The 13,752-nt window shown below is 69.7% G+C and carries 12 protein-coding genes; 8 read left to right on the top strand and 4 right to left on the bottom strand.

Annotated elements, in window-relative coordinates:
* Positions 1 to 71: 71 nt before the first annotated feature.
* Positions 72 to 701 carry a sugar transferase gene (locus tag IA22_RS0106535; protein WP_014155374.1) on the bottom strand — a complete coding sequence of 210 codons (630 nt, stop codon included), beginning with the start codon at positions 699 to 701 and terminating at the stop codon, positions 72 to 74.
* Positions 702 to 1,094: 393 nt separating this feature from the next.
* On the opposite strand from IA22_RS0106535, the gene dnaK reads away from it, so the two are divergent.
* The 4 genes from dnaK to IA22_RS0106515 all read left to right on the top strand — a co-directional run bounded on the left by dnaK (position 1,095) and on the right by IA22_RS0106515 (position 5,330).
* On the top strand, positions 1,095 to 2,948 hold the full coding sequence (gene dnaK / locus IA22_RS0106530; RefSeq protein WP_014155375.1) for a molecular chaperone DnaK: 1,854 nt from the start codon (positions 1,095 to 1,097) through the stop codon (positions 2,946 to 2,948).
* Positions 2,945 to 3,595, top strand: coding sequence for a nucleotide exchange factor GrpE (gene grpE / locus IA22_RS0106525; protein ID WP_014155376.1), 651 nt, complete (start codon positions 2,945 to 2,947; stop codon positions 3,593 to 3,595). Before dnaK ends, grpE begins: the two co-directional genes overlap by 4 nt.
* Positions 3,596 to 3,688: 93 nt before the next feature.
* Positions 3,689 to 4,882, top strand: coding sequence for a molecular chaperone DnaJ (gene dnaJ, locus IA22_RS0106520; protein ID WP_014155377.1), 1,194 nt, complete (start codon positions 3,689 to 3,691; stop codon positions 4,880 to 4,882).
* 1 nt (position 4,883) lies between these two features.
* Positions 4,884 to 5,330 carry a heat shock protein transcriptional repressor HspR gene (locus IA22_RS0106515; protein ID WP_014155378.1) on the top strand — a complete coding sequence of 149 codons (447 nt, stop codon included), beginning with the start codon at positions 4,884 to 4,886 and terminating at the stop codon, positions 5,328 to 5,330.
* A 28-nt stretch (positions 5,331 to 5,358) separates the two neighbouring features.
* Here the strand turns inward: IA22_RS0106515 and IA22_RS0106510 are convergent, their stop codons facing one another.
* Positions 5,359 to 6,372, bottom strand: coding sequence for a helix-turn-helix transcriptional regulator (locus IA22_RS0106510; protein ID WP_014155379.1), 1,014 nt, complete (start codon positions 6,370 to 6,372; stop codon positions 5,359 to 5,361).
* A 160-nt stretch (positions 6,373 to 6,532) separates the two neighbouring features.
* Positions 6,533 to 7,378 (bottom strand): helix-turn-helix domain-containing protein, encoded by an 846-nt coding sequence (locus tag IA22_RS0106505; protein WP_030122989.1) that lies wholly within the window; start codon positions 7,376 to 7,378, stop codon positions 6,533 to 6,535.
* Between the two features lie 538 nt (positions 7,379 to 7,916).
* Between IA22_RS0106505 and IA22_RS0106495 the strand changes: the two genes are divergently transcribed.
* Entirely contained in the window at positions 7,917 to 8,237 is a 321-nt protein-coding gene (locus IA22_RS0106495) for a Rieske (2Fe-2S) protein (protein WP_014155382.1), read from the top strand.
* Positions 8,238 to 8,350: 113 nt separating this feature from the next.
* On the opposite strand, the gene IA22_RS0106490 is transcribed toward IA22_RS0106495, so the two are convergent.
* Complete coding sequence (locus tag IA22_RS0106490; protein WP_014155383.1) at positions 8,351 to 8,752, bottom strand: pyridoxamine 5'-phosphate oxidase family protein; 402 nt, start codon at positions 8,750 to 8,752, stop codon at positions 8,351 to 8,353.
* A gap of 138 nt (positions 8,753 to 8,890) precedes the next feature.
* Between IA22_RS0106490 and clpB the strand changes: the two genes are divergently transcribed.
* The 3 genes from clpB (at position 8,891) to IA22_RS0106475 (ending at position 13,726) form a co-directional block, all read left to right on the top strand.
* On the top strand, positions 8,891 to 11,491 hold the full coding sequence (gene clpB, locus IA22_RS0106485) for an ATP-dependent chaperone ClpB (RefSeq protein WP_030122988.1): 2,601 nt from the start codon (positions 8,891 to 8,893) through the stop codon (positions 11,489 to 11,491).
* A gap of 338 nt (positions 11,492 to 11,829) precedes the next feature.
* A complete protein-coding gene (locus IA22_RS0106480; protein ID WP_030122987.1) occupies positions 11,830 to 13,098 on the top strand; it encodes an MFS transporter in 1,269 nt (422 codons plus the stop codon).
* A gap of 70 nt (positions 13,099 to 13,168) precedes the next feature.
* Positions 13,169 to 13,726: a type III secretion system chaperone family protein gene (locus IA22_RS0106475; protein WP_014155386.1), complete on the top strand. Its 558-nt coding sequence runs from the start codon at positions 13,169 to 13,171 to the stop codon at positions 13,724 to 13,726.
* The last annotated feature ends 26 nt before the right edge of the window (positions 13,727 to 13,752 follow it).

The following is a 13,752-nucleotide window of genomic DNA, read 5'->3' as shown; positions in this document are numbered from 1 at the left end:
GAGGGTGGGATCCAGCGCGTACAAGCGATTACTAAGCAGTAACTTAATCAGTCTGTGCTGACACTATCCACTTATTCCGCCACGCTGTAGCCGGGCAGTCGGTGATCTGTGTCGCTCAGGTGAGCCTTTCCCGGGAGCCGCAGTCCACGTACCGCCGCCCGGAGGGGGATGCGTGCGGAGTGCGCCAGGATCGCCAGGTCGAGCCCGGTCCCATGATGCTCTGCGTAGTGCGCGTCGAGGAGGGCGGGTTCGTCCCAGGGCATTCCGGAGCGTGCCCTGACCTGGGCCAGGCCGGTCAGTCCGGGCCGCAGCCGCTCCCGCCACCGCCCGGCGGCGGCACCCAGGGCGGCGGACTCCTCCGGGGTGAGCGGGGCCGGGCCGACGAGGGAGAGCTCCCCCTGTACGACATGGGGCAGCCGGGAGAGCAGGTCCAGCCGGAACCGCCGGGTGCGCAGTGAGCGCAGTTCGAAGGTCCGGCCGCCGAGGCCGACCCGTACCTCGCGCCTCAGTACGCCGCTCCGGCCGCCCCTTCTGCCGGCAGGTGCGCGGAGCGCCAGGGCCAGGGCGCCCAGGGTGAGTGCCGGGGCCGCCAGGAGCAGGAGCGTCGAGCCGAGCACCAGGTCCAGGGTCCGTTTGACGGTCAGGGTCCCCAGTGCGCGCGCGGCGCGGTCCGCCACCAGGGCGAGGCGCCGGGCCGCCACGGTCGCCGGTGACGGGCCGGCCCTCGGCGCGGTGGGGCGCCGTCCACCTCGTGCCGCAGTCTGCCTCGCGTTCCGCATTGCGCCTGCCCGGAGTCGATGACGTGACGGTATGACCGTCTCGATGCATTTTGTGACAGAACGATCCCACGGTGCGATGGTGGGTGGGTGTGTGCGGCGCGCCACGCCGGGAAGGTGTCGCGGGTCCGGGGGTCGGAGCGGGTTGAGGCCGCCGCTCCCGGTGCGGCTTCGTCACCACTCCATACGAGAATTGCCTGCTCAGGGCATGTGTGAGCACATAAGTTGAGCGTAAGTGGCTCAGGTCCTTTGACTCCGGGGTGGGTGTCGTGCATCCTTGAGTCAGATCCACTCAAGTAGTCAGTTGGAGGAATTGAAATGGCACGTGCGGTCGGCATCGACCTGGGCACGACTAACTCCGTCGTCAGCGTTCTCGAAGGCGGCGAGCCCACCGTCATCACCAACGCCGAAGGCGCCAGGACCACGCCGTCCGTCGTCGCCTTCGCCAAGAACGGCGAGGTGCTCGTCGGCGAGGTCGCCAAGCGCCAGGCGGTCACCAACGTCGACAGGACGATCCGTTCGGTCAAGCGCCACATGGGCACTGACTGGAAGATCGAGATCGACGGCAAGAACTTCAACCCGCAGCAGATGAGCGCCTTCATCCTGCAGAAGCTGAAGCGCGACGCCGAGTCCTACCTGGGCGAGAAGGTCGCCGACGCGGTGATCACCGTTCCGGCGTACTTCAACGACTCCGAGCGTCAGGCGACCAAGGAGGCCGGTGAGATCGCGGGCCTGAACGTCCTGCGCATCGTCAACGAGCCGACCGCCGCCGCCCTGGCGTACGGCCTCGACAAGGACGACCAGACGATCCTCGTCTTCGACCTCGGTGGCGGCACCTTCGACGTGTCGCTCCTGGAGATCGGTGACGGCGTCGTCGAGGTGAAGGCCACCAACGGTGACAACCACCTCGGTGGTGACGACTGGGACCAGCGGGTCGTCGACTACCTGGTGAAGCAGTTCGCCAACGGCCACGGCGTGGACCTGTCCAAGGACAAAATGGCTCTCCAGCGTCTCCGCGAGGCCGCGGAGAAGGCGAAGATCGAGCTCTCGTCCTCGACCGAGACCACGATCAACCTCCCCTACATCACGGCGTCCGCCGAGGGCCCGCTGCACCTGGACGAGAAGCTCACGCGCTCGCAGTTCCAGCAGCTGACCGCGGACCTCCTGGACCGCTGCAAGAACCCGTTCCACAACGTCATCAAGGACGCGGGCATCCAGCTCTCCGAGATCGACCACGTCGTTCTCGTCGGTGGCTCGACCCGTATGCCGGCCGTCGCCGAGCTCGTCAAGGAGCTCACGGGCGGTCAGGACGCCAACAAGGGTGTGAACCCGGACGAGGTCGTCGCCATCGGCGCCTCGCTCCAGGCCGGTGTCCTCAAGGGCGAGGTCAAGGACGTCCTGCTCCTCGACGTGACCCCGCTGTCCCTCGGTATCGAGACCAAGGGAGGGATCATGACGAAGCTCATCGAGCGCAACACCACGATCCCGACCAAGCGTTCCGAGATCTTCACGACGGCCGAGGACAACCAGCCGTCCGTGCAGATCCAGGTCTACCAGGGCGAGCGCGAGATCGCGGCGTACAACAAGAAGCTCGGGATGTTCGAGCTCACCGGTCTGCCGCCGGCCCCGCGTGGCGTGCCGCAGATCGAGGTCGCCTTCGACATCGACGCCAACGGCATCATGCACGTCGCCGCCAAGGACCTCGGCACCGGCAAGGAGCAGAAGATGACCGTCACCGGTGGCTCCTCGCTGCCGAAGGACGAGGTCAACCGGATGCGCGAAGAGGCCGAGCAGTACGCCGACGAGGACCACCGTCGTCGTGAGGCCGCCGAGTCCCGTAACCAGGGCGAGCAGCTCGTCTACCAGACGGAGAAGTTCCTCAAGGACAACGAGGACAAGGTCCCCGGCGACGTGAAGACGGAGGTGGAGACCGCGCTCACCGAGCTGAAGGAGAAGCTCAAGGGCGAGGACACCGCCGAGATCCGCACCGCCACCGAGAAGGTCGCGGCCGTCTCCCAGAAGCTGGGCCAGGCGATGTACGCCAACACCCAGGCCGAGGGTGCGGCCCCGGGTGCCGAGGCTCCGGGCGACGCCCAGGGCAAGGCCGACGACGACGTCGTCGACGCCGAGATCGTCGACGACGAGAAGGACACGAAGGGCGGTGCGGCGTGACCGAGGAGACTCCGGGCTTCGACGAGAAGCCTGACGTCCCCTCCGGCGCGAGCTCCGACGACGCCGAGCCGAAGGCCGCCACCCCCTCCGAGGAGGAGGCGGCGGCCCCGGCCGGGGACGTACAGCAGACAGCGGCACTGACGGCTCAGCTGGACCAGGTCCGTACCGCGCTCACCGAGCGCACGGGCGACCTCCAGCGGCTTCAGGCCGAGTACCAGAACTACCGTCGCCGCGTCGAGCGCGACCGGGTGATGGTCAAGGAGGTCGCGGCAGCGAGTCTCCTGACCGAACTCCTGCCCGTGCTCGACGACGTCGGCCGGGCCCGTGAGCACGGCGAGCTCGTCGGCGGGTTCAAGTCGGTGGCCGAATCCCTGGAGACGGTCGTCGCGAAGCTGGGCCTCCAGCAGTTCGGCAAGGAGGGCGAGCCCTTCGACCCGACGATCCACGAGGCCCTGATGCACTCGTACGCGCCGGACGTCACCGAGACGACCTGCGTGGCGATCCTGCAGCCCGGGTACCGCATCGGGGAGCGCACCATCCGCCCCGCGCGTGTGGCCGTGGCCGAGCCGCAGCCGGGCGCCACGCCCGCGGCGGCGAAGGAAGAGAAGGCAGACGACGAGGAGAGCGGTGGCACCGAGGAGGTCTGACATCGCGTCCGACCACTGCGGTGAACACCGACGGGGCGTGCGGCCGGCCACGGGGCCGGCCGCACGGCCGATCGTCCGGAAGGAGGGACGTCGATGAGCACGAAGGACTTCGTCGAGAAGGACTACTACAAGGTTCTCGGCGTCCCCAAGGACGCCACCGACGCCGAGGTCAAGAAGGCGTACCGGAAGCTCGCCCGCGAGTACCACCCGGACGCCAACAAGGGTGACGCCAAGGCCGAGGAACGCTTCAAGGAGATCTCCGAGGCGAACGACGTCCTCGGCGACCCCAAGAAGCGCAAGGAGTACGACGAGGCGCGCGCCCTCTTCGGCAGCGGAGGGTTCCGGGCCGGTCCCGGCGGTGCGGGCGGCAACTTCAACTTCGACCTGGGCGACCTCTTCGGAGGCGCCCCGGGCGGTGGCCAGACCGCCGGCGCCGGTGGCTTCGGCGGTGGCGGCGGTGGCGGCCTGGGGGACGTCTTCGGCGGACTGTTCAACCGCGGCGGTGCGGGCACCCGTGTCCAGCCGCGGCGCGGTCAGGACATCGAGTCCGAGGTGACGCTCAGCTTCACCGAGGCGGTCGACGGGGCCACGGTCCCGTTGCGTATGTCCAGCCAGGCCCCCTGCAAGGCGTGTTCGGGCACCGGCGACAAGAACGGCACCCCGAGGGTCTGCCCGACGTGTGTCGGCACCGGCCAGGTGTCGCGCGGCAGCGGCGGCGGCTTCTCGCTGACCGATCCCTGCGTGGACTGCAAGGGCCGGGGCCTCATCGCCCAGGACCCCTGCGACGTCTGCAAGGGCAGCGGACGGGCGAAGTCCGCCCGCACGATGCAGGTCAGGATCCCGGCGGGGGTGTCGGACGGCCAGCGGATCAGGCTGCGCGGCAAGGGCAGCCCGGGCGAGCGCGGCGGACCGGCCGGCGACCTCTACGTCGTCGTCCACGTCGACGCCCACCCGGTGTTCGGACGCAAGGGCGACAACCTCACCGTCACCGTGCCCGTCACCTTCCCGGAGGCGGCGCTCGGCGGCGAGGTGAAGGTCCCCACGCTCGGCGGGCCCCCGGTCACCCTGAAACTCCCGGCGGGCACGCCCAACGGGCGTACGATGCGGGCCCGCGGCAAGGGCGCCGTGCGTAAGGACGGCACTCGCGGCGACCTCCTGGTCACCGTGGAGGTGTCCGTGCCCACGGACCTCGGCGCGGACGCCCAGGACGCGCTGGAGGCCTACCGGAAGGCGACCGCGGGGGAGGACCCGCGGGCAGAGCTGTTCCAGGCCGCGAAGGGAGCTTGAGATGGACGGCCGTCGACGCAATCCGTACCAGCTGACCGACGAATCACCGGTCTACGTGATCTCGATCGCGGCCCAGCTCTCGGGCCTGCACCCGCAGACACTGCGCCAGTACGACCGTCTCGGCCTGGTCTCGCCCGACCGTACGGCCGGGCGCGGCCGGCGCTACTCGGCCCGTGACATCGAACTCCTGCGCACCGTGCAGCAGTTGTCGCAGGACGAGGGCATCAACCTCGCGGGTATCAAGCGGATCATCGAGCTGGAGAACCAGGTCGCCGCGCTCCAGCAGCGCGTCGCCGAGCTCTCCGCGGCGGTGGACGGCGCGGCCGTGGCCATGCAGCAGCGTGAGGCCCAGGTGCACGCCTCCTACCGGCGTGACCTGGTGCCGTACCAGGACGTGCAGCAGACGAGCGCGCTGGTGGTCTGGCGGCCCAAGAGGCCCAAGGACTGAGTCGGCAGGAAAGGGCCCGCACCGAGTCTCACGACTCGGAGGCGGGCCCTTTCCGCGTGCCCGGGGCGGTCGCCTCGTCGACGATGCCGGACCGCACGATGAGGGCCCCGAGATGGGTACGGCTGTCGGCGCCCAGGGCCTGCATCAGCTTGGCGATGTGGGCACGGCAGGTGCGGACACTGATGCCCAGCTTCCGTGCCACCGCGTCGTCGACATGGCCCTGGCTGAGGAGCCGGGCGATGCTCTGCTGGACGGCCGTGACCTGGACGCCCGGGGCCGTCGTGGGCAGCTGCCTGGTGAGCGGGGTCGCCTGCGTCCAGAGGACCTCGTAGACCTGGACGAGGTAGCGGACGAGGGCGGGGTGGCGGATCTCCAGCGCCGCGCTGCGGTCGGCGGTGGCCGGGATGAAGGCCACCCGGCGGTCGAAGATGAGCAGCCGCTCCACGGTCAGTTCGGTGGTCCGGACATCGAGGGACTCCGCGGGAACCTGCCGCAGGTAGTCCCTGACCTGGGTGCTGTAGCGCGCCGGATGCTGGTAGATGTGACGGAGCCCGGCACCCCGGGCGATGGCGGTCCTGGCGTTGTCCAGGGCCGTTCGCAGGGTGGTGCGTGGCCGTGTGCTCCCCGGCTGCGCCGTGAGGACCTCGTCCGTGGCCTGGGCGGTGGCCTCGTGGATGGCCGTCCGTATCGCCTCGGGGCCTTCCAGCACGGTGAGGGCCAGATGGGGGTCGCCGTGGGCCAGGGCGGCCAGGGGGGCCAGGGACCGGGTCAGGTCCAGGGTGCGTTCCACACGCTCGTCTATCTCGCGCGCGAGCGGCTGCAGCAGGCGGGCCAGGGCCGCCGAGGGCGGGACGGGGCGGAGCCATTCCGCGTCCCAGGGATCGGCCTGCACCAGCGCCCGGTCGGGCAGGCAGGGTGCGGCGTCGACATCCGAGCGGGCGATCCGCCCCTGTCGCAGAGCCCGTTCGTACAGCGCTAGTCCGGGGGCGCAGAGTTCTCCGGGGCCGTGGTTGTGCGGCGGTTGCACCGGTTCTGTTCCCATCTGGGAGCCCCCCGCTTCGTACGCTGCAACAAGTTGCCGGTGGCGCAAGCCTAGTGTCCGGGTGGAGTGTGGACGTGTTGCGGTCGTGGGGCCCCGCCCGGGTGTCCGGCCCGCCGCCGTCGTGGAGCGGCGGCGCCTCGCTCCGGCGAGGCATCGTCCGTCAGTTCTTCTGGTCCAGGATTCCCGACTGTGAGATGAGGTAGCCGAGCTGAGCCCGACTGCCGCTGCCGAGCGCCGCGTTGAGCTTGGCTATGTGCGCCCGGCAGGTGCGGACGTTCATGCCGAGCCGACGGGCTATCGAATCGTCGACGTGCCCCTCGACCAGCAGTTGGGCGATGGAACGCTGGACCCCGCTGATCCCGGCGGGGGTCGGGGTGTACGAGACGTCCTCCAGCAGCGGGGTGGCGCGTTGCCAGAGCTGCTCGAAGACGTTGATCAGGTAGGAGACGAGACCCGGGTGCCGGAGCTCCAGCGCGACCGTCAGGTCGTCCTGCGCGGGGATGAAGGCGACGGCGCGGTCGAAGATGAGCATGCGCTGCACGAGTTCCTCCAGCGTACGGATCTCGACGCCCTCGGCCAGCCGCTCCGCGTACGCGAACGTCCCGTGGTGATGGCGGACCGTGTGCTGGTAGAGGGTGCGGATGCTGACTCCGCGGTCCACCACGGCGGTGCCGCGCTCCAGGCCCTTGCTGAGGATGTCCTCGCTGCGCACCCCTCCGGGCTGCACGGTGAGCACCTCGCTACGGCATTCGGCCGTGGCCACGTCGATCGCCGCGTTGATGCGGGTGCCGCCTTCGAGCACGGTGATTGCGTGCGTCGTGGGCGGATCCTGCGCGCTGATGTCCATGAAAGGTTCGAAGGACTCGGTGAGCTCCAGGGAATGGCGCCGACGCTCCTGGATCTCCCTCTCGATGGGGTGCAGCCGCTGGGCGAGGGCCGCCGACGGAGGTACGGGGCGTAGCCAGTCGGGGTCGTCGGGGTCCGGGTGGAGCAGGGCGAAGTCCATCAGGCACGGAGCGGGCTCCACCTCCGAACGCGGTATGCGGCCGGAGCGCAGCGCGCTCGCGTAGAGACGCTGCCCCGCATCGCATAGTTGGGTGATCCCGTGCCGATGCGCCCCATTTGAGTCACATGTATCCATATCTCCACCCCCCATGTTCCTGAACGTGCAAGAACATGATGCATCGATCCAGTGGTGCTTGCGTGTCCGCGTGAGACATCGTCTTGAGAGCGGGGGAGATGAATCCATCAAGTGAGGACGAAGCCGAAATGTCTAAGCGAATGCTTCGCTCGGTGCTTGCCACAGCTTTCGTGGGGGCCCTGGCCTACGGTGCGTTGGGTGTCCAGGACATCACCTGGGGGGCTGCACAGGCAGAGCAGGCGACGGCAGTGCCCGGTGACATCACATGGGGTGCGGCTCCGACCGACATCACGTGGGGTGCGGACTCGGGCGACATCACGTGGGGTGCGGCTCCGACCGACATCACGTGGGGTGCGGCCTCGGGTGACATCACGTGGGGTGTGGCTCCGACCGGCCCTGTGGCATGACCACCCCGCCGGACGACCGGACCTTCCGACGGGAGATGGCCACGGCGTATCGCTCAGGGTGGCATTTCATCGATCTGCTCACGGCACTTACCCGCCAGGGCGATTCGTTGATGGTCACCCTGTTCGGAGAGCCGATCGTCGTCGTGATGGAAACGGATGACGACATCCGCGCCTATCGCTGTCTTCGCCGGCCCCGCGGAGCGCCGCAGCCCGTTCGATGTGCCGTGAGATACGGCATGATTTTCGTGAATCTCGATCAGCGCGACCACGAGCTGTTCGAACCAGAAACCATTTCCGCCACCCCCCGCAGTGCCTGAACGATTCCCCCGTCGTTCCATATCGTTCCGGCACTTCCCCCACACAACGGCGCCATCGTGACCTGAACACGGTGGCGCCGTTGTGCTGCCCGGAATTACCGGGCTTGAATTCCTCAGCCCTTTCCGAGCGCCCTGTCCACGGCGATCTCGATGACGACCCGCTCCGGGTTGTGGCGTGGCGTGCGCTCGTAGCGCTCCGCGTAGCGGCGTACCGCGTCCTCGACCTCCTCGGGCTCCGTGCGCACCACCGCGCGGCCCTCCAGGGTCGCCCAGCGGCGCCCCTGCATCTGGCAGACCGCGACCCGTGCCCCCTCGGGGCCCGCCGCCATGACGTGGGCGGCCTTCCTGGTGTTCCCGCCCGTGATGACACGGGCGATGCGTGTCTCCGGGTCGTAGGTCACGCCGACGGGCACCACGTGCGGTGTGCCGTCAGGACGGAGCGTGGTCAGGGTGCACACGTGGCGCTCGCGCCAGAAGGCGAGGTACTCGGGGCCGGGGTTGCGTACGTCAGGCATGGGGTCAGCCTAGAGAGAGTGCGCGTGGGCGGCCCGGGGAGGTGCCCGAGCAGCCTTGAGTGGAATAGACTCAACTTTGTACCCGTTGTTCGAGTCAAAGTTCCGAGAAGCACCCCGAACGAGGAGGAGACAGCGCCCGTGGACGCCGAGCTGACCAACAAGAGCCGGGACGCCCTCAACGCGGCCACCGCAAGGGCCGTCAAGGACGGACACCCGGACCTGACCCCCGGGCACCTGCTGCTGGCGTTGCTCGCGGGCGAGGACAACGCCAACATCACCGATCTGCTGGCCTCCGTCGAGGCCGACCAGGTGGTCGTGCGCGAGGAGACCGAGCGGCTCCTCGGTGCGCTGCCCAGCGTCACCGGGTCGACCGTCGCGCCGCCGCAGCCCAGCCGCGAGCTGCTCGCCGTCCTCGCCGACGCCGACCGGCGCGCCAAGGAGCTCGGTGACGACTACCTCTCCACCGAGCACCTGCTCATCGCCGTCGCGGCGAAGGGCGGCCGCGCCGGTGAGATCCTCGACGGGCAGGGAGCCGGCGCGAAGAAGCTGCTGGACGCATTCGAGAAGAGCAGGGGAGGGCGCCGGGTGACCACTCCCGACCCCGAAGGCCAGTACAAGGCGCTGGAGAAGTTCGGCACCGACTTCACCGCGGCCGCCCGCGAGGGCAAGCTCGACCCGGTCATCGGCCGTGACCAGGAGATCCGCCGGGTCGTGCAGGTGCTGTCGCGCCGTACGAAGAACAACCCCGTGCTCATCGGTGAGCCCGGCGTCGGCAAGACGGCCGTGGTCGAGGGGCTCGCCCAGCGCATCGTCAAGGGCGACGTCCCCGAGTCCCTGCGGAACAAGCGGCTCGTCTCCCTGGACCTGGGCGCGATGGTCGCGGGTGCCAAGTACCGCGGCGAGTTCGAGGAACGCCTGAAGACCGTCCTCTCCGAGATCAAGGAGAGCGACGGGCAGATCATCACCTTCATCGACGAGCTGCACACGGTCGTCGGCGCGGGCGCGGGCGGCGACTCCGCGATGGACGCGGGCAACATGCTGAAGCCGATGCTCGCCCGCGGTGAGCTGCGGATGGTCGGCGCCACCACGCTCGACGAGTACCGCGAGCGCATCGAGAAGGACCCCGCCCTGGAACGCCGCTTCCAGCAGGTCCTGGTGGCCGAGCCGTCCGTCGAGGACACCATCGCGATCCTGCGTGGCCTCAAGGGCCGCTACGAGGCACACCACAAGGTCCAGATCGCCGACTCCTCGCTGGTGGCCGCCGCGACCCTCTCGGACCGCTACATCACCTCCCGCTTCCTCCCCGACAAGGCGATCGACCTCGTCGACGAGGCGGCCTCCCGGCTCCGCATGGAGATCGACTCCTCGCCCCTGGAGATCGACGAGCTCCAGCGCTCCGTGGACCGGCTGCACATGGAGGAGCTGGCGCTCAGGAACGAGACCGACCAGGGCTCCAAGCAGCGGCTCGAGAAGATCCGCCGCGACCTCGCCGACAAGGAGGAGGAGCTGCGCGGTCTGACCGCCCGCTGGGAGAAGGAGAAGCAGGGCCTGAACCGCGTCGGCGAGCTGAAGGAACGCCTCGACGAACTGCGCGGCCAGGCCGAGCGTGCCCAGCGCGACGGAGACTTCGACACCGCGTCCAAGCTGCTCTACGGCGAGATCCCCGGACTGGAGCGCGAGCTGGCCGAGGCGGACGAGGCCGAGCAGGAGGCCGCCGTCGACACCATGGTCAAGGAGGAGGTCGGCCCGGACGACATCGCCGACGTCGTCGGCGCGTGGACCGGCATCCCGGCCGGACGCCTGCTGGAGGGCGAGACGCAGAAGCTCCTGCGCATGGAGTCCGAGCTGGGCAGGCGGCTGATCGGGCAGGGCGAGGCCGTCCGGGCCGTGTCGGACGCCGTACGCCGCACCCGCGCCGGGATCGCCGACCCCGACCGGCCCACCGGCTCGTTCCTCTTCCTCGGCCCGACCGGGGTCGGCAAGACGGAGCTGGCCAAGGCGCTCGCGGACTTCCTCTTCGACGACGAGCGGGCCATGATCCGCATCGACATGAGCGAGTACGGCGAGAAGCACAGCGTCGCCCGGCTCGTCGGTGCCCCGCCCGGCTACGTCGGCTACGAGGAGGGCGGCCAGCTCACGGAGGCGGTGCGCCGCCGCCCGTACAGCGTCGTGCTGCTGGACGAGGTCGAGAAGGCCCACCCCGAGGTCTTCGACATCCTGCTCCAGGTGCTCGACGACGGCCGGCTCACCGACGGTCAGGGCCGGACGGTGGACTTCCGCAACACCATCCTGGTCCTCACGTCGAACCTGGGCAGTCAGTTCCTGGTCGACCCGCTGACCGGGCCCGAGGTGAAGAAGGAGCGGGTGCTGGACGTCGTACGCGCCTCGTTCAAGCCGGAGTTCCTCAACCGGCTCGACGACCTGGTCGTCTTCTCCGCCCTCTCCGGGGACGAGCTGGCCCACATCGCGGGGCTCCAGGTGGCCCGTCTCGCCGACCGGCTGGCCGACCGCCGCATCCGGCTGGACGTCACCCCGGACGCCCTGGCCTGGCTGGCCGAGGAGGGCAACGACCCGGCGTACGGCGCCCGGCCGCTGCGCCGCCTGATCCAGACCGCGATCGGCGACCGGCTCGCCAGGGAGATCCTCGCCGGCGAGGTCAGGGACGGCGACACGGTCCGTGTGGACCGGGCCGGCGACGGACTGACCGTGGGTCCCGCTCCGGCGCCGAAGACCCTGTAGCCGGTTCCCCCGTGTCCCCGGCCGGACGGCCTCGCGTCCCGGCCGGGGACATCTGTCCGCCCCCTGTGCGTATTGGTGTGTGCATTTGGCACGCATACGTCTTCGGGCCGTCCGCAAATATGAGCCGAAAATTTCCGTCACATGGCTGAACGACGGATGCGGAACGGTTCGGCGGGCCGTTATTTGTACCCGGCCGGTACATATCTTATCCCTTGCCTGTGGCCCGAGTGAAGGTCGCGCGGGCGATTGTGCTGCCGCGATACCGGGACACTCCGGGCTCTTTTCGTCCGAGCGGTGAGGGCGGCTGTATCGAATTGGGAAACCGGTAAGGTACGCGCATGACGGAGCGAATACCCGGTGAGGCGAGTGCGGAGCCGAAGGGCGAGGGAAGTGCCGGCCTTATTCGCCTGAGCGAATTCCGTACGTTGTGGGCGGCATATGCCCAGTCCGTTCTGGGTGATCAGCTGGCGCGGGTGGCCCTGTCCCTGCTGGTGTTCGACCGCACCGAGTCGGCGGGCTGGACCGCCGCGACCTACGCGCTGACGAGCCTGCCCGCCCTGCTGTCCGGGGTGCTGCTCTCCGGTCTCGCCGACCGCTTCCCCCGGCGCACGGTCATGATGGGGTGCGACCTGCTGCGCGCGGTCCTCGTCGGACTGATGGCCCTGCCCGGCACGCCGCTGCCGCTGCTGGCCGGCCTGCTGGTGCTGGCACAGCTCGCCGAGGCGCCCTTCGGGGCGTCGCAGGGGGCCCTGATGCCGGTCGTCCTCGGCGGGCGCCTGTACGAGCGGGGACAGCGGGTCATGATGATCACCCACCAGGCGGGACAGCTGGTGGGCTTCGCCCTCGGCGGGGTGCTCGTCGTATGGCTGGGCAGCCACCTCGCGCTGGGGCTGAACGCACTGACGTTCCTGGTCTCCGCGGTGCTGATCAGGCTGGGCGTGAAGGCCCGTCCGGTGGACACCGTCGCCGGCGCGGCGCCGAAGCGGATGCACACCCAGGTGGGGAAGGCCGCCGCGCTGATCTGGTCGGACCCCAGGCTGCGGTCCCTGGTGGCGCTCGGCTGGCTCGCCGGGTTCATCGTGCTGCCGGAGGGCCTGGCCGCTCCCTTCGCGGAGGAGGCCGGATCGGGCGCCGCGTCGGTGGGCCTGCTGCTCGCCGCGCACCCCGCCGGTATGGTCCTCGGCGCGGCGCTCCTGGGGCGCCCGGTGTTCGACGCGGAGCGTCGCCGGCGGCTGCTCGGACCGCTCGCGGTGGGCGCGAACCTTCCGCTGGTCGTCTACTGGGCCGGCCCCGGGGTGGGCGTGGCCCTGCTGGTGCTGCTGGTCTCGGGCATCTGCTCCGCGTACCAGATCACCGCGGGGGCGACCTTCGTCCTGCTCACCCCCGCCGACCAGCGCGGTCAGGCACTGGGACTGGCGAGGTCGGGGCTGACCGCCATGCAGGGCATCGGCGTCGCTGGGGGTGGTCTCGCGGCGGAGCTCTCCGGGTCCTCGGCGCAGACGATCGGGGGTGCCGGGCTGGTGGGAACGCTCCTCGCCGTCCTGGTCGCGGTTTCCTGGTCGCGGGCCAGGGGAACGAGCGCGGGGACGATTCCCCTGAGCGCGTAGGACTACCGGCCGCGATCGCGGCTAGGGTCGGAGCCAGGCAACCACGTGCGATCCACAGGAGTACCCAGCGATGTCTATCGACCCGTCCTCGATCCCCAACTTCGGGGGCCAGCCCGAACCCCAGGCGACAGGACCCGAGGGCCCCGTGGTCCCCGACCAGGACCTCGTCAAGCAGCTTCTCGAGCAGATGGAGCTGAAGTTCGTCGTCGACGACGAGGGCGACCTCGCCGCGCCATGGGAAGACTTCCGGACGTACTTCATGTTCCGCGGCGAGGAGGAGCAGCAGGTCTTCTCGGTCCGGACCTTCTACGACCGCCCCCACGACCTGGACCAGCGTCCCGTTCTGCTCGACGCGATCGACGACTGGAACCGCCGCACCCTCTGGCCCAAGGTCTACACCCACGCCCACGAGGGCGAGGAGGGCGCCACGGGCTCCGTGCGGCTGGTCGGTGAGGCGCAGATGCTCATCGGTACCGGTGTCAGCCTGGAGCACTTCGTTTCCTCGACGGTCAGCTGGGTGCGGGCCTCGATCGAGTTCGACAAGTGGCTCGTGGAGCGCCTGGGCCTGGAGGTCGCCGACAAGGGGACCGAGGGCGACGGCGGCACGGAGCAGGCGCCGGACGCCTGAACCGGCACGGACGTACGGAAGAGGCC

The sequence above is a fragment of the Kitasatospora papulosa genome, from assembly GCF_000717245.1.
Taxonomy (GTDB): domain Bacteria; phylum Actinomycetota; class Actinomycetes; order Streptomycetales; family Streptomycetaceae; genus Streptomyces; species Streptomyces papulosus.
This window is presented reverse-complemented; position numbering and strand designations above follow the sequence as displayed.

Bases quoted from the DNA above. Each gene is read 5' to 3' on its own strand.
- IA22_RS0106495 (WP_014155382.1), top strand. From the start codon at position 7,917: ATGACCACCCCGCCGGACGACCGGACCTTCCGACGGGAGATGGCCACG.
- IA22_RS0106490 (WP_014155383.1), bottom strand. From the start codon at position 8,752: ATGCCTGACGTACGCAACCCCGGCCCCGAGTACCTCGCCTTCTGGCGC.
- IA22_RS0106475 (WP_014155386.1), top strand. From the start codon at position 13,169: ATGTCTATCGACCCGTCCTCGATCCCCAACTTCGGGGGCCAGCCCGAA.
- IA22_RS0106510 (WP_014155379.1), bottom strand. From the start codon at position 6,372: ATGGGAACAGAACCGGTGCAACCGCCGCACAACCACGGCCCCGGAGAA.
- dnaJ (WP_014155377.1), top strand. From the start codon at position 3,689: ATGAGCACGAAGGACTTCGTCGAGAAGGACTACTACAAGGTTCTCGGC.
- dnaK (WP_014155375.1), top strand. From the start codon at position 1,095: ATGGCACGTGCGGTCGGCATCGACCTGGGCACGACTAACTCCGTCGTC.
- IA22_RS0106515 (WP_014155378.1), top strand. From the start codon at position 4,884: ATGGACGGCCGTCGACGCAATCCGTACCAGCTGACCGACGAATCACCG.
- IA22_RS0106505 (WP_030122989.1), bottom strand. From the start codon at position 7,378: ATGGACTTCGCCCTGCTCCACCCGGACCCCGACGACCCCGACTGGCTA.
- IA22_RS0106480 (WP_030122987.1), top strand. From the start codon at position 11,830: ATGACGGAGCGAATACCCGGTGAGGCGAGTGCGGAGCCGAAGGGCGAG.